This is a genomic window from Tunturiibacter empetritectus (assembly GCF_013410875.1).
Lineage (GTDB): Bacteria > Acidobacteriota > Terriglobia > Terriglobales > Acidobacteriaceae > Edaphobacter > Edaphobacter empetritectus.
On the sequence record NZ_JACCCU010000001.1, the window covers coordinates 942675 to 961378 of the forward strand.

General features: G+C 55.5%; 12 protein-coding genes. 6 read left to right on the forward strand and 6 right to left on the reverse strand.

Features of this window, described 5'->3' with window-relative positions; all coding sequences use genetic code 11:
• Window positions 1-527: 527 nt before the first annotated feature.
• Window positions 528-1955, forward strand: a complete 1428-nt coding sequence (locus HDF08_RS03970) for a LamG domain-containing protein (RefSeq protein WP_179637299.1) — start codon at window positions 528-530, stop codon at window positions 1953-1955.
• Between the two features lie 443 nt (window positions 1956-2398).
• Here HDF08_RS03970 and HDF08_RS03975 read toward each other — a convergent pair whose 3' ends face one another.
• On the reverse strand, window positions 2399-3085 hold the full coding sequence (locus tag HDF08_RS03975) for a TetR/AcrR family transcriptional regulator (protein ID WP_257030862.1): 687 nt from the start codon (window positions 3083-3085) through the stop codon (window positions 2399-2401).
• A 492-nt stretch (window positions 3086-3577) separates the two neighbouring features.
• Between HDF08_RS03975 and HDF08_RS03985 the strand changes: the two genes are divergently transcribed.
• The 5 genes from HDF08_RS03985 to HDF08_RS04005 all read left to right on the forward strand — a co-directional run bounded on the left by HDF08_RS03985 (window position 3578) and on the right by HDF08_RS04005 (window position 13424).
• Window positions 3578-5167 carry a DHA2 family efflux MFS transporter permease subunit gene (locus tag HDF08_RS03985; RefSeq protein ID WP_179637300.1) on the forward strand — a complete coding sequence of 530 codons (1590 nt, stop codon included), beginning with the start codon at window positions 3578-3580 and terminating at the stop codon, window positions 5165-5167.
• A 10-nt stretch (window positions 5168-5177) separates the two neighbouring features.
• A complete protein-coding gene (locus HDF08_RS03990; protein WP_179637301.1) occupies window positions 5178-6749 on the forward strand; it encodes a TolC family protein in 1572 nt (523 codons plus the stop codon).
• A 3-nt stretch (window positions 6750-6752) separates the two neighbouring features.
• Window positions 6753-8042: an HlyD family secretion protein gene (locus HDF08_RS03995; RefSeq protein WP_179637302.1), complete on the forward strand. Its 1290-nt coding sequence runs from the start codon at window positions 6753-6755 to the stop codon at window positions 8040-8042.
• Between the two features lie 165 nt (window positions 8043-8207).
• Window positions 8208-9155: a hypothetical protein gene (locus HDF08_RS04000; protein WP_179637303.1), complete on the forward strand. Its 948-nt coding sequence runs from the start codon at window positions 8208-8210 to the stop codon at window positions 9153-9155.
• Between the two features lie 879 nt (window positions 9156-10034).
• A complete protein-coding gene (locus HDF08_RS04005) occupies window positions 10035-13424 on the forward strand; it encodes a TonB-dependent receptor (RefSeq protein ID WP_179637304.1) in 3390 nt (1129 codons plus the stop codon).
• Window positions 13425-13615: 191 nt separating this feature from the next.
• Here HDF08_RS04005 and HDF08_RS04010 read toward each other — a convergent pair whose 3' ends face one another.
• The 5 genes from HDF08_RS04010 to HDF08_RS04025 form a co-directional block, all read right to left on the reverse strand.
• On the reverse strand, window positions 13616-14125 hold the full coding sequence (locus HDF08_RS04010) for a DUF2062 domain-containing protein (RefSeq protein WP_179637305.1): 510 nt from the start codon (window positions 14123-14125) through the stop codon (window positions 13616-13618).
• Window positions 14126-14381: 256 nt separating this feature from the next.
• Window positions 14382-14546: a GAF domain-containing protein gene (locus HDF08_RS22090; protein WP_353068395.1), complete on the reverse strand. Its 165-nt coding sequence runs from the start codon at window positions 14544-14546 to the stop codon at window positions 14382-14384.
• A gap of 74 nt (window positions 14547-14620) precedes the next feature.
• Window positions 14621-16861 carry a xanthine dehydrogenase family protein molybdopterin-binding subunit gene (locus tag HDF08_RS04015; RefSeq protein ID WP_179637306.1) on the reverse strand — a complete coding sequence of 747 codons (2241 nt, stop codon included), beginning with the start codon at window positions 16859-16861 and terminating at the stop codon, window positions 14621-14623.
• Window positions 16858-17883 carry an FAD binding domain-containing protein gene (locus HDF08_RS04020; protein WP_179637307.1) on the reverse strand — a complete coding sequence of 342 codons (1026 nt, stop codon included), beginning with the start codon at window positions 17881-17883 and terminating at the stop codon, window positions 16858-16860. Before HDF08_RS04020 ends, HDF08_RS04015 begins: the two co-directional genes overlap by 4 nt.
• On the reverse strand, window positions 17880-18596 hold the full coding sequence (locus HDF08_RS04025; RefSeq protein WP_257030863.1) for a 2Fe-2S iron-sulfur cluster-binding protein: 717 nt from the start codon (window positions 18594-18596) through the stop codon (window positions 17880-17882). Before HDF08_RS04025 ends, HDF08_RS04020 begins: the two co-directional genes overlap by 4 nt.
• Window positions 18597-18704: the final 108 nt, after the last annotated feature.

The following is an 18704-nucleotide window of genomic DNA, read 5'->3' on the forward strand; positions in this document are numbered from 1 at the left end:
TATGCTAACTGTCTTCTGAAAGCCTGGCACTACACTGATGAAAGATGGAAGAGTTCAGTGAGAAATCTTTGCCTAGTGTTGGTGTAGCTCACTGCCCGCGCCGCCATCGCTAGCCCTGCACCAATCCAAGCATCTGCAGACTAGCGTTCTTCGGATGATGACGATGCGTCCTCGTCGATTCTGCTCGGTAGATCGCGTCTACTCTTAGCGCTATGCGTACTTAACGCTGTTATGACGCTCGATTGGCCGCCTTTCAGGCTGCTTTTGCGTGGGGACTGAGGTGTTGGCTGTTTTAGCACCGATCGGCTGGACAAGGCATTATGCCTCAGTAAATTGCTCGATCTGCGCGGGGCGCTTGTAGGACAAAGACCGCCCGTCGTAAATCGTTTCAGAGGCATGCGCGTGGGCCTGCTGCAACACATTAACAGGCTTTCACTGCAGATTAACGACTCTTAACTATTCATTATCGGCACTTTTCAAGAATAACTTCACGAGTCAAAAACGATGACCCAAGGAGAATTGAAAATATGCCCTCCCCAACGCCGCCTTCTTCGAGATCAGCGCCGCTTACACTGCTCTGCACTTCACTTTTGTTGCTCGCACTTGTTCTAGCGGCCAAACCGGTCGCTGCTCAGGGGACCTACACTCCGCAGGTGTTCAACGCCGCCACCGATACCGGGCAGGACTTCACCACTGTTCCTGTCAACACCGCATGGAACGCGTCCAACGGCATCAATCAGACGGTGTGGAACCACATCTTCTGGGACGGAGGCACCAATAATCCCGGTCCACAGTTTTATTTCGCGGGCAGCACCGGACTGTGGATTACCAGCTCTTCCGCGCTTGGCTGGCCGAATACAGGGATGATGCAGGAGGATACCGTCTGCTCGGCCGGCTTCGGCTACGGCGACTTTCATTGGCGCAGCGCCGAGGGGCAGAGTGCCGCCGGTCCTGGCTCCAACCAGATCATGTGGCCGGCGGACGGAGATCCGGGCTGGCCCGGCATCATCAAGGGGTCGAGCGATAACCACATCGGGGAAGTGGATATCAGCGAGGTGAACTACGCCTCGAACGATACTCTGTTTTCGACCTTCCACTACTTCGACGCAAACGCTTCGGGCAATAACGGCCAGATCATGAACGTTCCGGATACCTTTCCAGCCGGCTCGGGAGACATGACTGCGATGCACGACTTCGATGCGATCTGGGGACCGGGCTCACTGGTAATCAAGATCGACGGCGTCGTGCAGATGTCTGCGCCAACTGCGCAGGTTCGCGCCGACTATGCGCATGGCGGCTGCAACTACACGCTGGGCGCGCAGATGGCGATGCAGGCAACCGGGTATGACAAGACTCCTGACAACTGGATCGAGATCGCCAATATGTGGTGGTCGGCCAAGGACGGGACTACTCAGCCAGTCACCAACTCCATGTCGATCTCCGCGCCCTCCGGACTGGTTGCCGGCAGCAACGCGACCTTATCGATTGCCAGCAACTACGCGGTCAGCAAGAACGTTACAGTCACGGTGGGTGGCGCTTCTTACACCTTACCTGTGACCGGATCTGGAACTAGTTACACTGTAACGATTCCTGGTACGGATACTGTCGCCGGCACTTACCAGGTGCAGGTGACCGACGGTGCGACCAAGAGCAATGCAATCAGCGTGACGTTCAGCGCATCGAATCCGGGCGGAGCGTTGCAGATTGAATCGCTGACCTATACGTCTTCGTCGCTGACGCTTTTAGGGACCGTCTACCAGTCTGTGGCAGGTGGTATTCGCTTTCTGATCGACGGCAAGTATGTGGGAGTTCTGCGCGACAGCTCGCCGGTTGGCACACATAACTTAACTTATGTCTTCCCAACGGCTCCTTCCTCGGGCAGTCACACCGTCACCTACTATATTAACGGGGAACAGAGTACGACCTCCGTCACTGGTACGTTCACGGCTCCATAACGGCTAAATGGCTTCGGCAGCGCTAGTAGTCGACTGGAGTCGATAAAGCAAACAAGGCACCCCTGCCTGTCCCAGTCTGGGCGGCAGGGGCCGTGTTGTTCCTGGCTTTGCATGAGTTTGTGTGGCTTAGTGTGGAGCATCTAGTGCAAACATGAAAGAAACGTATTTCGCAAAATGTAATACCAAGGTCCTAAGGCGGATTGTCTGCGCGTTGAATAGCTGTCCGCGATGCTAGTTCCGTCGAAACCACATTCTTAGATCGTTTCGCAACGGCTGCCAAGATTTGTCTCCCTGTGAGCAGGCATGGCTTCTTTCGCTTACTCTCAGCTCGGTGTGTTCTCTGTCCCAAGATAGATAATGGACAAACTTTAAAGGACCTAGAGTTAAGCTACTCGTCGGGAAGGAAGACCGAAGAAGTAAGAATGCATTTAAAGTTGGCTCGATCAGTCTTTCTGTCCGTAGGCTCGCAAGAATATCTCGACTGCATCGCGGCAGCGCTTCGCCTGCTCCTCGGGGGTCGGCTTGCCTAAAAGCCCGAGGGACCTCAGCATCATCATGTCTGATGTAAGCAGACCCACGAAGTGGGAGGCGGCGAGTTTGGAGTCCATTCTACGCAAAGCCCCTTTTTTGGCTTGGGCATCGAAATACTCCGCCAATACAGCAAGCGTCCGGCTAGGACCTAGCTCGTAGAAGATTGAGGCGATTTCAGGAAACCGCCGGGATTCCATGAATACGATATTTTGAAGCCCTATTCCTTCATCTGAGAGCAAGCGCCCCAGAAGAATGGCGCCAAATGCCGAAAGAGCTTGCCGAGGTTCCTGATTCTTTCCCAGCGCTAAGCCAATGTCGCTGGCAAAACGATCTGTGAGCCGGTGGATCACCGCTCGGAACAACTCGTTCTTATTTGTGAACTTATTGTAGAAAGTCTCTTTGGAGGCATGGGCGCGATGGGCAATTTCGCCCACACTTGTAGCTTCGAAGCCCTTCTGAAGAAACAACTCCGCTGCGCTATCTAGAAGAAAATTGGATCGTGAGTCCGAGGTTGGCGGCACTGGCGGGACGGATGCGCCGCAATCCTTCGGGCGCCTTGAGGCTGAGACTTCGGACGATTTGTGAACTTTTCTTTGCATCCTTCCTCACTTTACCTCCATCCTATATTAAAGACCGTACCGTACGGTACGGTTAGATGTAGTAGCTGACGCAGTCTCAGGTGCAACGGACGCAAAGTCGACAAGAGTTGGAGGCATGACCGTGAAATCAAACGTGAAGCGTCACCGGGAGTTCAGCACGAGTTTGCTCTTTCAGATCGAACAGTGGATTGTTCTACTCCTTGGGATTGCCTGTCTCGCGGTTTTCTTGTGGGCAGCCTTGGATGGGCACAAAGCATTCTCCATTCGGCACTTATCACACTTCAGCACGACGACGATTGTTTTTACTGGTTGGCTTCTGACGATCGCCGTCGGACTTATTGGAGTTACGTTGATGCGATTTGCATTCTACAAACGTAGCGAATCGGAGCCTGACGCAAAGTCGATGAGTAAAAGAGTTCGAACGGCATCTGGTGGCTCAACCAAGAATTCTAGTCGCTTGATGTCAATCACTGCAGACAAGCGGAGGCGGTGATGGCAGAGCAACGTTGGGTACCAAAGCACAACCCATGGCTGATTGCGCTTGTCGTCAGCATGGCGACCTTTATGGAGGTGCTGGACACCTCGGTCGCGAATGTGGCGTTGCCCCACATCGCTGGCTCTTTAGGTGCCAGTCAGAATGAATCGACCTGGGTGCTCACGTGCTATCTGGTGTCAAACGCTGTCGTTCTGCCGCTTGCCTCCTATATCTCGACGTTGATCGGACGCAAGCGCTTTTACATGTCCTGCGTTGCTCTGTTCGGCATCAGCTCTTTGCTTTGCGGTCTTGCGCCCACGCTTCCGCTCTTGTTGTTTTTCAGAGTGCTGCAAGGGGTCGGCGGTGGCGGGCTCGGTCCGTCGGAGCAGTCCATTCTCACAGACACCTTTGAGCCGGCTAAGCGTGGGCAGGCGTTTGCCCTATACGGAATGGCGGTGATCCTGGCACCGACAGTAGGCCCCACGATCGGCGGCTGGCTGACGGACAACTTTGACTGGCGGTGGATCTTCTTCATCAACCTGCCCGTGGTTGTTCTCTCCCTCTTCTTGACGCACAAACTAGTCGAAGACCCACCTGCGATCCAGAAGGAAGTGAAAGAGGCTAGAAGCAGCCATTTCCGGGTGGACTACATCGGATTTAGCTTGCTGGCGCTCACCTTTGGAACCTTGGAGGTAGTGCTCGACAAGGGCCAGGAGGACGACTGGTTCAGCTCGCACTTGATCACTGCTTTTGTCGTCGTATCGGCGGCTGCCTTCCTCGCGGTAATTCTCTGGGAGCTTTACCTGGCTCAGAAGAAGCAACGACCGATCCTCGACCTGATGCTCTTTTCCAATCGAAACTTTGCTTTGTCCATGGGGATGATGTTTGTTCTCGGCGCGTCACTCTATGCGGTCAATACACTGTTCAACCAGTTTCTGCAAAACCTGATGGGATACACAGCCGAGCAATCGGGACTGGCGCTGGCGAGCGGCGGTCTCGCCACCATGATCTGCATGACCATTGTCGGGGCGATCTCATCCAAGGTTGATCCAAGAAAGCTTGTCGCTTTTGGCTTTGCCGTTACTGCCGCAAGCCTCTTTTACATGAGCGGGATGGATCTACAGATGAGTTTCGCCCATGTGAGCTTGCTGAAGTTTTTCCAGGGTTTCGGTATCGCGTTTTTATTCATCCCCATAAGCACCATGTCTTACATCGGTGTCTCCGAGAACAAAAACAATGATGTTTCAGGCATGACGAATCTTGCCAGAAACATAGGAGGTTCCTGTGGAACTTCTTATCTCACAACCGTGTATGCGCGTCATCAGCAGTTGCATGAACATGCGCTGATCAAGAACGCGACAAACGGGAATGTCTTCTATCTCAACCGTATCAACACCATGACACAGCAGCACATGGCGAGCGGAATGTCGCGTATGGCTGCGAAACAGCAGGCCATTCAGCAGTTCTATCAACAGTTGCAGGCGCAGGCGGGCGTTATGTCGTACATCGACATCATCCTGTTCTTCGCGGGTGCCTGTCTCTTGATGATTCCCGTTGCGTTCTTCATGAAGAGGGGCGTTGCCAGCAGTACTGCAGTCATGCATTGAGGATCCTTTCATGAAAAGCCCCAAGTTTATAACTCTTTTACATCCGATCTTCGCAGCGATTGCTCTAGTGTCTTTCACTGCGGTGATTGCGCAGGCACAAGGAGGATCTTCCTCTGGCGCTCAGAGTTCGAAAGCGCAGCAGGTGCAGCTATCGGGTCGAAGCCAGGGTGGCGCCAGCGTTTCGGTGCAGCAGTCAGGCTCCAGCAGTACAAGCTCGAGCGTCAACACGATCAACTCGACGGTGCAGGTACAAGGAAATTACGCCGGCAGCGTCAATGCTCCAATGGATGGAACCGGGCCTGTCGATCTGACCTTTGCTCAGGCAATCCAGTTGGGCCTTCACTATAACCTCGGTGGTATCGCGTCGGACGCCTCTTCGAGACAACTACGCGCGCAACGGCTCAGCGCATTGAGCAATCTGCTTCCGAACATCTACGCCACCCTGGCGGAGAGTGCGGCTAAGACTGATCTTCAGACATCGGGAATTTCCTCCTCGACTTTCAGCAGCGGCAGCGCCGGTGGATTATCCATACCATCGGTCGTTGGGCCATATCACTATTACAGTCTTGAAGGAAACCTATCGGAGCAGCTAAGCCTCACCGATTTGCATAATCTTAGGTCTGCGAATGCTGCACATGCGGCAGCAGTGCTGAATATGCGTGACGCTCGCGAACTCGTGATTGTTGCTGTAGGGGGATCGTATCTTCGTATTCTCGCCTCGATCGCGCTGGTCGAGTCACAGGAGATTCAGGTCCAATATGCGCAGGCCAGCTATCAGCAGACCGCAGCACAGCTCCAGTCCGGAACCAAGGCCGAGATCGATGCCAATAAGAGTCTCGTTGAGTTACAGACAGAGCAGCAGCGCCTCTCTTCGCAAAAGGGCGATCTGATCAAACAGAAGATGCAATTGGCCCGCATCATCGGCATCAATCCAGGCCGGGACATTCACTTGGCGGAAAAGCTTTCGACAGACATCCCCGTTTCTGATGGTGCTGATGCTTCGATCGGGTACGCGTTGAAGCATCGGGTGGACCTGCAGGCAGCCGGACAGCAACTTCAGGCCGCAGAGGAGGCGTATCGAGCCTCGAAGTCGGAGTATCTTCCTTCCTTCGCCGTTAGCGGCTACTACGGCCTGCAAGGCACCAACCCTAACAAGGGCGCCGGGGTATTCTCCGCGTCGGCAACGCTGACGGTTCCTATCTTCAACAGCGGCAAGACTAAGTCCGATGTGCAGCAGGCCGATGCCGCGGTAATGCAACGGAAGGCTGAGGCGACCGATCAGCGCGGTGCGGTGGAAGACGATGTGCGCAGCGCGTTGGTCGATCTCCAGGTAGCGTCGCATCAAGTGCAGGTTGCGCAGAGTAATCGCACCTTGGCAAAGAGCACGTTGCAGCAGTCTTTGGACCGGTATGCAGCAGGCGTCACCAACTCTGTTGAAGTCGTTCAGTCGCAGGAGACCCTGGCCTCGGCAGAGCACGACTACATCAGCAGCCTTTACTCGCTCAATCTCAGCAAGATCAGCCTGGCCCGTGCCATGGGCAACGCAGAAGAAACTATCCCCGACATGCTGAAAGGAAACTAAGTCATGCCAACGCAAATTGAAGACGACAAGAGTCAAGCTTCTATCTCTCTAGGAGACTTTGAGCAAAACGGTGAAGAGAGCAAGGAACAGAAGGCGACTAAAGAACAAAAAGCTCCCTTCGACCCGGGAAAGCATCGACGGAACATCATCCTTGGTGTCGTCGTCGTTGCAATTCTTCTCATCGGAAGTATTGTCTGGTGGCTCTACTCAGGTACGTACGAGTCCACCGATGATGCCCAGGTTGACGGCCATCTGAACCCCATCGCAGCTCGTGTCGATGGAACCATTCGCGCCGTTTATATCGAAGACAATCAAACTGTCCATGCCGGCCAGCCTCTTCTTGATCTGGATACGAAAGATGCCGAGGTCAGCGTGGCTCAGGCTCAGGCCGACTACGACCAGGCGCTCGAGCAGCGCAGCGCCGAAACTCCCAACCTCCCAATTCAGCAGGTCAGCAACGAAACCGACGTTGCGAATGCCGACTCAGAGGTAGTCAATGCCGAAGCCGCGCTCGCAGGGGCACAGCACGACTACGACTCCGACGTTGCGAAGTTGCACCAGGCGGAGGCAACCAACGAAAAGGCGCAATCCGATTTGCATCGCTACAAACAGCTCGTCGAGAAGAGAGAGTTGGCGCAATCGGACTACGACCAGTATCTCGCCAGCGCGAAATCCGATGCGGCCAACGTCGATGCGTCTGCGGCCGCGGCCGCATCGCAGGGAAAGTTGATCGATCAGCGTCGCGCGCAACTCAAAGAGCAGGAAGCCAAAAGAACCCAGACACTCCGCAATGCGCCTAGGCAAGTTGCGATCAAGAATGCTGACAATCGCATGCGAGAAGCAAGCCTGGAGTCATACGGAGCGAAGCTCGAACAAGCTAAATTGAACCTCACCTACTGTCACGTCGTGGCTCCTGTCGACGGTATCGTCCTACAGCGAAGCGCGGAGGTCGGGGGCAGAATCACCGGCGGCCAACAGCTTCTTATGATTGCTCAGATCGACCATCCTTGGATAGTCGCGAACTTCAAAGAGACGCAGCTGCACAAGATGCATCCTGGCCAACGAGTGGACATCAAGGTAGATGCTCTGAGCAAATCTTTTATTGGCGAAGTTGAAGCAATGGCCGCGACGACCGGGGATCGCGCCAGCACGTTGCCTGCGGAAAATGCAACTGGCAACTACGTCAAAGTGATTCAGCGTCTGCCTGTTCGCATCCGTTTCAAAGACGGCCAGGATGGGCTCGACGAACTGAGGGCGGGCATGTCGGTTGAACCAAAGGTTCATATCGAATGACTTGTCCCCGAGGTTCAGCACGACCCAGTCATGAAGTGCCGCAAACGGAAGTAAGCGGCCTCTAAGTTCTTCTAACCCGCACGGTCCGGAGACCAAATGATATTTCGTTGCAAAACGCACTTCTCTAAGTTCAACAGGTTTGCGAGTGCGCTCTGCACACTCGCGGTGATCGGTGTCATCGTTCCTTTGCAGGCTCAACAGCCGGACGGCTCTGCTTTGCCGTCCCATGAAAGTGCCCCGTCCGGTGCTTACGAAGAATGGCACTCGGGTGAGACGGTACATCTGATCGGCCTTCCTGAGATAAAGGAAAAAGAAAAGGGATTGCTTTCCATCTCGCCAACTGCACTGACGTTTGCTTCGCCCGGAGGGCGCGCTTCCGTGCAACGGGCGGAGATATCAAATGTTTCAACAGGCGACGTGAACGTAGAGACGGGTGGCACTGCAGGAAAGATCACCAGAGCCATCATTCCGTTTGGCGGCGGTTCTGCGTTAGCCACAGTAACTCACAAACAATTAGGCCTTCTCACAATAGAGTTTCGTGATCAGCGCAATGCTCTCCATGGAGCCGTGTTTCTGCTGCCAAAGGATGAGGCATTACAGGCGCAGCAGCAGCTGGGAGAACAGACGTCGCCGCATTCGACGGAACCTCCACAGGGACGATGCGAAACGAACGGCGGCGTTTTACCCGACTCAATCAAAGTAGCGGTCATCACTACACCGGGTGACCCTGTGCCCGCCGAATATAGGATGTTGATCTATGAGCAGCTCGTGCGCCGCCTTCGCGAAGAAGGGAGATTTACCGCCGTCTATCGCGACAGTGACGACGAACCCGAGGCGGCCTGTCCCAAGTACCACCTCGTTTTGACACTGGATGCTTTCAAAAAGGGTAATGCGGCGGTGAGAGCTTCCACTGGCCCAGTTGGTTTCTTCGTTGGGGCAACCAAGCTGAAGTTCCACGTCCAAGTGCAGGCTCTCAACGGAAGGATGCTAATTGACAAGGACCTAAAAGCCTCGCAGCGTGGCGACACTGACAGTCTCAATATTGCTGATAAGATTACGAAGTCGCTGACCAAGGAGCTCGAGAAAGCCAGCATGCACGCTGCGCGATCTTAGGGAAGTGGTTTTGTTCAGCTATCTCTTTTTGAAGGGAGATAGCCTACGATCTACGGAATACGCTCGCGATATCGAGTCCAGACTAAATCCGAAACAGTTTGCGCGGATCCACCGCCCACTCTTGCGCACGTTGCCGAAGTCCTTGATTTCACGGTCACAAGGTTATCCTTCATAACGGCAATGAACTTCTTAAGAGCTGCTGCCAGAGGGAAAGTGCGAAACCCCTCCTCGGTTGACGGCACACTAGCTCTTGAGCAAAGGTGATGGAACAGTGGTACTCCGAAGGCTCTAGCAATTTAATAACGTGGGATTTAAATGGTCTGGGCGAGAGAATTCGAACCTCCGACCCCCTGGTCCCGAAACTGAAGCCGGTATTCTAACGTATTGATTCTTCTGGTCCGGTGTTGCGTCGTAGTACACCGTCTTATCTCGTATTAGGAGTGATTGGACCCACGTTTGGACCCAACTTGGAGCATTGTTCGGACGTCACTGCCTCTACTGCGGATTGGAAGGATGGGCGGGTGTAGTACAAACAACGGCGCCGTTCCAATCGGTCGCGGGAGTATTCACAGCACGATGAACTTTTCCAACCTTACTGGGCGTCGATCTTCGCCCCTTTTCACAGTGCTAGAACTGTACTAACTGATTAATACGTTGTGCGGCCTATCAACACTGGGATGTTTTTTTCATGAAACTTTCCTCCTTTCAATCCAAGCTCGCTTGACAGCATTTGCGTCGAAGCTTGAATGTTTAACCACTACCTAAAAGTCATTTGAGGTTGCACGCGAACGTTCCAGAAGACATGAAACCTGGATTCGAACCATCGCTAATCCTTCACAAATCGTATTTTTCAATCGGTGTTTTCAGGAGCCAGTGCATATGAAACTTTCACCCGCGTCCAACGGCTTCCTCACGTGTGCCGCAGCAGTACTCCTCGTCGCGTCCTTTGGCTATCCCATTGCCGCCCAGACCGCCGCAGTCGGCAACATCGCCGGCACAGTCACCGACACCTCAGGAGCCGCCGTTCCTGGCGCTGCCGTCGTCGTCACCAATACCGACACAAGCGTCTCCCGCACCCTCGCCACCGGCTCCGACGGCTCCTATAGCGCCACCTTCCTCCAGCCGGGCCACTATGAAGTCCTCCTCGGCGGCGGCGGCTTCGGCAAGATCGATCGCCAGAATCTCACCGTCACCGTGGGGCAGGTCCTCACCGTCGACGCGGCTCTGCCCACCGCTTCGGTCTCCACAGAGGTTCAGGTCTCGACCGAATCCCCGATCATCGACACCGACAAAAACCAGATCTCGCAGACCATCGACCAGCACCTTATCTCCAATTTGCCAGTCAACGGCCGCCGTTGGGATAACTTTGTGCTCTCCACCCCCAACGTTGCTCCCGACGGCAACACCGGCCTTATTAGCTACCGCGGCGTCTCCGGCCTCTACAACACCAACCTCGTCGACGGCGCCAACAACCAGCAGGCTTTCTTCTCGGAAGCACGCGGTCGCTCCATCGGAGCGCCTTACGTCTATCCGCTCGAATCCATTCAGGAGTTCCAGTCCAGCGTCAGCGGCTATTCGGCTGAGCTAGGCCAGGCCGCTGGCGGCATCGTCAACGCCATCACAAAATCTGGAACCAATCAGTTTCACGGCGATGTCTTCGAGTACTACCGCACCCCCGGCTGGAACGCCCTCGACCCACTGAACAAGTACAATGGAAACCTCACCCGCAATCCCTTCCTCCTCAACCAGCCTGTAAAGACGCAGAACCAGTTCGGTGTCTCGATAGGCGGACCCATTCTCAAGGACAAGCTCTTCTTCCACTTTACCTACGATGGCTACCGCAAGGTCAATCCCATCACCTATCTCTCTACCTACAACGCCGCGACTACCAGTGTGGCAAATCTCGCTCATCTCTGCGACGGCGGCACCACCTACGTCTCGGACGCTGGAAACATCTACCCCACCACCATCACCGGCGTCAGCCCGACCCAGTGTTCGCAGGCGGTAGACTTCATCCAGACCAAGCTGCTCGGCTCCTTCGCGCGTAACACCACTCAGGACATCTACTTCCCGCGCCTGGACTACCAGCTCAACTCCAAGACCCATCTCTCGGCCAGCTTCCTCTTCGAAAACTTCAAGCAGCCCAACGGCTACAACACCTCCACCACCGTCAACAACGGCTCGGTCACGCAGAACGGCGGCGTCAACTTCCATCAGCGCTACGTCGTGGCCAACGCCGAGACTGCACTCACCACCAACTCGGCCAACGTGGTCCACTTCCAATGGTCGCGCGACCTTGAGACCGCCAGCACAAACTCCGGTGGTCCTGCTATGAACATCGGTAGCTCCACCGTCGGCGTCGCAGCCTATGGCGAAACCTCCGCCCTCCCCCGCGGAGCCTTCCCCGACGAGCACCGCATCCAGATCACCGACATCTACTCCACCATCTTCGGCAAGCACTCCGTCAAACTCGGCGTAGACGTCAATCTCATCCACGAGCAGATCGCCAACCTCTTCGGAGGCGACGGCAGCTTCACCTACTCCACCGGTACCGTCGAGGCCGAGTTCGCCAACTGGATCCAGGACGTATATCAGGTCAACGGCGGCCGCCACTACAGCTCCTTCTCTCAGACCACCGACCCCATCACCGGCATCGGTGCAGACGACTTCTGGAACAAGAACCTCGATATCTTCGTCGAAGACGACTGGAAGGTCACACCTAAACTCCTGCTATCGCTCGGTGCGCGTTACGACGTCCAACTCGTTCCCCAGCCCGACCGTCCCAACACGACCAGCACCCCGGCCTTCAACGCCACTTCGGTCATCAACACCAACTACCACATGGCCGCGCCCCGCATCGGCTTCGCCTGGAGCCCCCACGAGGGAACCGTCGTCCGCGGCGGATACGGGCTCTTCTTCGGCTTGACCTCCAACTCCACCTGGTACACCCTGCGCCGCGAGAATGGCGTCTACCAACAGCAGTTCAGCACTCGCACCTATAGCCCCAGCGGCACCTACAGCGCCATCACCGGCGCTCCCACTGGTGGGCCCAATCGTAAGTTCAGCGGCAACTCCGGCGCCGTCTACGACAGCTTCGCACCGCAGGGCGGCATCCCAGCCTTCACGCCTCCCGGCCCGGCTCCCATCAACCAGGTCACTGGAGCCCCAACGCCCGCCCTCAACCCGGGCCTCCCGGCGTCCACACTCAACATCCGTGGGGCCGCCCCTAACTTCCTCAACCCCTTCACCCACTCCTACGACCTCGCAGTCGAGCAACAGCTTCCGCTCCACTCCACCCTCTCCATCGGCTACGTCGGAACCCGCGGCATGCGTCTTCCCATCTTCGTTGACACCAACGTAGATCCCGTCAACGGCGTCATCTCGAACCGCCCCTACTACTCCTCCAGCGCATCCGGCATCACCCCCATCATCGTCCCCATCTACACCAAACGCCTCTCCACCGCCACCGGGTCCATCCTCACCGGCCAATCGGACGTCAATAGCTGGTACCACTCCATGGCCGTTTCCGTCCGCAAGCCCCTCAGCTACGGCGTCGAGGTCCTCGCCAACTACACCTGGGCCAAGACCATGGACGGCGGCCAGTCCGGCGCACCTAACGGTACCTTCAACGGCACCGACGCTCCTCTGATTCCGTTCGCCGAAGGTCACCGTCAGGGTCGCGGCGCAGAGTACGCCCGCTCCGACATCGATCAGCGCGGCCGCTTCGTCGGCTCCATCGTTGCAACCTCGAAGCTCCCTATCGCCAACCGCTACGCCGCCTACGCCGCCAATGGCTGGCAGCTCTCCGGAAGCTACACCGCCCAGACAGGATTCCCCGTCACCGGCTTCATCAACGGAACTATCTCCTCCGCGCTCGGTGGCGGCGACGGTGGTGTCACCGGCGCAGTCCTCACCTCCGGCACCGGAACCCGCGTTCCCGACCAGATCGCTCGCCGCAACTCCTTCACCGGTCCCGGCGTCCACAACCTCGACTCCCGCATCTCTCGCAGCTTCCCGGTGCACGAAGGCATGGCAATCGAAGTCGCAGCCGAGGCCTTCAACGTCCTCAACCACCGCAACATCCTCTCGGTCAACAACTCGCTCGTCAACTACACAGCAGCCTCCACGCCGACCTCTCCCACCAGCTGCAACTTCCCAGGATCGTCAGGCTGTTTCACTCCCAACCCATCCTTTGGAGCCCCCACCAGCACCTCCAACATCCTTTACGGTCCCCGTCAAGTTCAACTCTTAGGAAGATTTGTCTTCTAACCGAATTTGAACTCTTGATCGAAGCGTTTCTGGGTTCAAGTACGGGCGAGAACGATCTCTTATGATCTGCGTCCGTTCCTACTGGATCGCCGTGGCCTCGCAAAGGCGATCAGGACCGCCGCGGGATCGCCGACTCTCTCGATTCCTCTCAGCAGTTGAAGAGTCTTGGTACAAAGGTGCTGGTAGGAGGATCAATGATGCGCGGGACGCGAACGAAACAAGGTTCGATGGCGACGCATCAGGTGCACGAGTGCCCGTCGAAGATACACTGCAAGTAACGGCATCGCGATCGCAGCAATCAGACCCCACACGACGAGTGCATGCCACTCCCATTGCCAGATGTTGTGAATGAGTCTCCAAGGATGATGGCTTAGATGCTCGATCTGCTGTCTACTTAGCGGAAGGCGGCTCGTATGAAAAAGATGTACTCCCAATTGAATGAATGGGATAAACAGGAGTAAGTGAATCGGTGTCATTGCATGTGCACCGATCTGCGACGCAATCTGATTCAAGCCGAAGACCCAAGCGATCATAACCACCAGAATCGTGGTGATTCCCACTGAAGGATTGATCCCTACAACTATCCCCAACGCCAAGCTCCACGCCAGACGGCGCGGTGTTACGCCTCCACGTAGTTGGCGCAGTAGAGGGCGCAGTATCTTACAACGAAAGAATTCGCGTATCGACTCAGGCACAAGCACAATGTGTGGGACGCCTTCTCACAGGTCTTTGGTTGTGAACGGTTGTTACGTTCGCCGAAGTATGCCCCGTCTGTAACTTGAGTATTGCCAACTATGGGTGAGTTGTGACGGTCCTACTTAAGCTCACAACTGTTAGAGAGCTTCCAAGTCTTATCTTCTGGATGATTCTAAAGTCCGGGGATCAATTCGACCATCTTCGTTGGGTGAATTGGTTTCAGGACCAGTGTGAAGTAGTAGCCTTGTCGGGATAGCGCCTCTAGGCCCGGACCTGTCGAGGAGAAAGCGATCTGGGCTTCGTATCGATGACGCACAGGGAGCCTAGCATGTGCCCGTTCGGGGCAACCAGAGGAGCCCCCGCATAAAAACGGATTCCCGGTTTGCCGAGCACCAGAGGATTACCGATGGCACCTTGCGTTATCATCCACGAGCGAGCAGCGAGTATCAAGCAACAGGATCGCAGCTTAGTCTTAGTTAGTAACTCGGCATCTGTTGAGCTTAAGCCGTCATAATCTTGTCTGGCGTGATCGGGTATTCTCTTATTCTTTTGCCGGTTGCGTTGTAAATAGCGTTCGCGACCGCGGCAGCGGCTCCAGTGATCCCTATCTCTCCAATACCGCGTGATCCAATCGGATTGAATTTGACATCCGGAATGTTCAGCACGGTCACGTCCAGCGTTCCTATATCAGCGTTCACTGGAACGTGATACTCGGCTAACGATTCGTTGACAACGCGCCCGTAGACCGGGTCGACATGGGCCTCCTCACATAGGGCAAAGGACACGCCCCATGTGATGCCACCCATTAGTTGATTCAGACCTGTTTTGTCATTGAGCAGCGTCCCGATGTCGTACGTTGCAACAACTCGCCGCACTTTGACCATATAAGTATCTCTATCGACCGCGACTTCAGCGAAGACCGCGCCCCACGAGTTTGAAGTCATAGCATCCCTAGACTCTGAGGGTTCGGCAGACCCCGTCGCTTCCACTGGCTTTCCCCCGTTCCGCGCTATCAGATCAACGAGGCTGTCGGTCTGCGATTGATTTTTCTTGTTGATGAGTTTGCCATCTTTAGCCTCGATGTCTAGCGTCTTAAGTCCATGTAATGGAGACCCAGTGTCAGAGATAGCTAAGTCTGCCAGCTTTAATTTCAACTGAGTCGTTGCGTCCTGAATCGCTGGGAGTACAGAAGCCGAAGATTGCGACCCTCCGGACACGGGCGCCTTCGGTAGGGTAGAGTCACCAAGCCTTACCTCAACCATTTTGGGGTCGATTCCGAGACCAGCCGCGGCCTGCTGGGCCATGATCGTGTAGGTACCGGTGCCGAGATCTTGGGTTCCCGATCCTACAAACATTCTTCCGCCGGAGAGCATCCGCACAACCGCCTGCGCAGCGCTACGATTTGCCGGATAAGTCGCCGTTGCCATGCCGTACCCAATCAGCGCGTTGCCTTCGGTCTTGGCGCCAGGCGTGATACCTCGTTTTGACCATCCGAAACGTTCCGACGCTTGCGTATAACATTCGCGCAGGTGTTTACTTGACCACGGCCGATCGTGGCTCGGATCTTTATCTGCGTAATTCACCAGTCGCAGCTCCACCGGGTCCATTTTCAGCTTCTCTGCCAACTCATCCATGGCGATCTCGAGCACCGCAGTTCCAGGTGCCTCGCCCGGCGCACGCATGAAGGTCGAGACTCCGAGATTTACCTCCACCACCTTCGCCGTGACCGAGTTTGCTTCGCTCATATAGAGGTTCTTCGTTGGACCTTCGGAGTGTTCGACAAAGTCTTCCATCACCGACGCATTCATCACGACATCTTGCTGCATTGCCAACAGCTTTCCATCTGCGCTCGCACCGAGCTTGATCTTATTGACCGTGGAAGGGCGTCCACCTACGGGTCCAAACATCTGCTCGCGATCAAGAACAAGCTTTACTGGCTTTCCGGTCACCTTCGCAGCAATGGCGCAAAGCGGAACGTGTGACCACATGGATCCCTTTGATCCAAAACCTCCACCCACAACTGGATTCACTACGCGCACATAGTCGAAGGGGACGTTCAGTGTTTTTGCCAAGGACATGCGAACACCAGAGATGTACTGCGTTGCGTCATAAACATTGAGCTTCTCACCCTCCCACCACGCAATCGTTGCATGTGGTTCCATCGGATTGTGGTGCTGAATCGGGGTGACATAAGTGTTCTCTACAATGACTGAGGATTTGGCGAACGCAGCCTGCAAGTCTCCGCGATGATTGCCGGCTGGCTCCTTGCCGGGGTTCTTCGGCCACCTTGCTTCGCTCAGGTTCTCTATGAAATTCACCCGCGAAACCTTTGATGAATACTTGATCTTCAGCCGGGCGGCTGCCGCCTTAGCTTCGTTCAGCGATCGCGCGACTACAACGGCCACTGGCTGCCCGTTGTAGTTCACATCGGCGTTCTGCAAAAGACTCAGATTTCTTCTTGCAGGTGGTTGCGGCGGTCCCGGATTCAGCTTCGGCGCGTTGAATGGTGTCAGAATCGCGATCACCCCGGGAGCTCGATCAGCAGCAACGCGGTCGATCGAAACAATGGTGCCACTTGGAATCGTAGACTGAACGATGTACGCATACGTGAGGTCAGCCTTAGAAAACGGCTCCGAAAACTCAGCCGCATACTTTGCTCTCCCTGTTACCTTGGCGATTCCTTCATAACGGTGATCGAGTTGCTTGACTGCCTTTGGTGCCGCTTCCGTATCCTGCATCATGCCTGTACTCCCTCGGTGGTGCCCTGAGAGGCAAGTATTAGTGCTCGCACCACACCGCGCTTTGCCAGTTGAATTTTGAAGGCATTATGCTCGTAGCCGATCGCCCCTTGAAGCAGAATGTCTGCGGCCTGACTGAACGTCTCCGCTCTTGCGGGTTTGCCTACCAGCACTTTTTCCGCCTCGGCTTTCCGCCAGGGCTTCAATGCAACGCCGCCAAGCGCGAGGCCTGCGGACCGAACGTGATCGCCATCCATCTCCAGCCCCGCTGCAACGGAGATCAGAGCAAAGGCATAGCTGTTTCGGTCACGAGCCTTCAAATAGTAAGCATTCTTCGCAAACTTAGGTGGCGGCAATGTCACGCCCACAATTAACTCGTCTGCACGAAGTGCCGTCTCCACCCAAGGGGTCGTCCCCGGCAGTTTGTGAAATTCGGCAAATGGAATTATGCGTCTTCCTTTTGGCCCCTCAACCTCCACCTTCGCGTCCAGCGCTGCCATCGCGACGCACATGTCGGAGGGATGAGTCGCGATGCAGCTCTCTCCGCTGGTTGAGCCCTTATCACTCTGGCCGAGAATTGCGTGAATGCGGTTGTAGCCCTTAATCGCTGCACAACCAGATCCCGGCACACGCTTGTTGCAAGCAGGGAAATTGACATCGTTGAAGTAATAGCAGCGAGTCCGCTGCAGCAGATTGCCTCCCGTCGTTGCCATATTGCGTAGTTGAGGAGAAGCGCCACTCAACAGCGCCTGCGAGAGCAACGGATACTGACTCTTGATCAATGTATGATCTGCCAAATCGGAGTTTCTCACCAGCGCACCGATTGCTACGCCACCGTCGGCACTCTTGGTCACTTGGGCCAGTTCCAGATGGTTGATATCCACAAGGGTCGTCGGTGACTCAACTCCGTACTTCATCAGATCGACGAGGTTCGTTCCGCCCGCCAGAAACTTTGCCCCCCGCGCAGACCCTGAGCGAATCGCTTTATCCGGTGCTAGTGCTCTCTCATAGCTGAAGGAGTTCATGCCGACACCCCTCTCGACACTGCACGAACTGCGGCTACGATGTTTGGATAGGCCCCGCACCGACAGATATTGCCACTCATTCGCTCTCGAATTTCATCGTCTGTCATCTCCGGCTGATCGGTCTTGCCGGTATGAAAACTCACGATTGATAAGGCTCCCCGTCTTTGCTCGTCGACTGCGGCCACCGCTGAGCAAATCTGGCCCGGTGTGCAATAGCCGCATTGATAACCGTCATGCTCGAGGAAAGCCGCCTGCATGGGGTGCAATTCGCTAACATCCTTTGGCTCGGAAGTCTTTGCTAGTCCCTCGATAGTGGTGATCTCGGCACCTTGAGCGGCGAATGCCAGAGTCAGACAGGAGTTCACGCGGCGGCTATTGATCAGAACCGTACATGCTCCGCACTGTCCATGGTCGCAACCCTTCTTGGTGCCTGTCAGCTCCATATGATCTCGCAGAGCATCGAGCAGCGAAGTACGACTGTCGAGAGAAAGCAGCTGAGATTTACCATTCACTTTCAGTGTCACTGGCAGAGTCGCTGAGGTCTCGGCAACAGCAATTCCCGGCAATCCAACTGCGACTGCCGCCGAAAGCACGCTTGCCGTCTGCATAAACCGCCGCCGCGTCAGCTCAAACTGCAACCCATTATTTTCCAGTTCCCGCTCTTCCTGTTCGCAATCTTCGCGGCTGGGTTCCATACCAAGCAAATCTTTCATCTGTCTACTCCGGGTCGGTGTCCATCGAGATGGATTACAGAGGTAGACGAAAAAATTGGCCTGAAAGATGCTCAGGGGTTCAATGAGTCCATAAGAGTTCCGGATCGG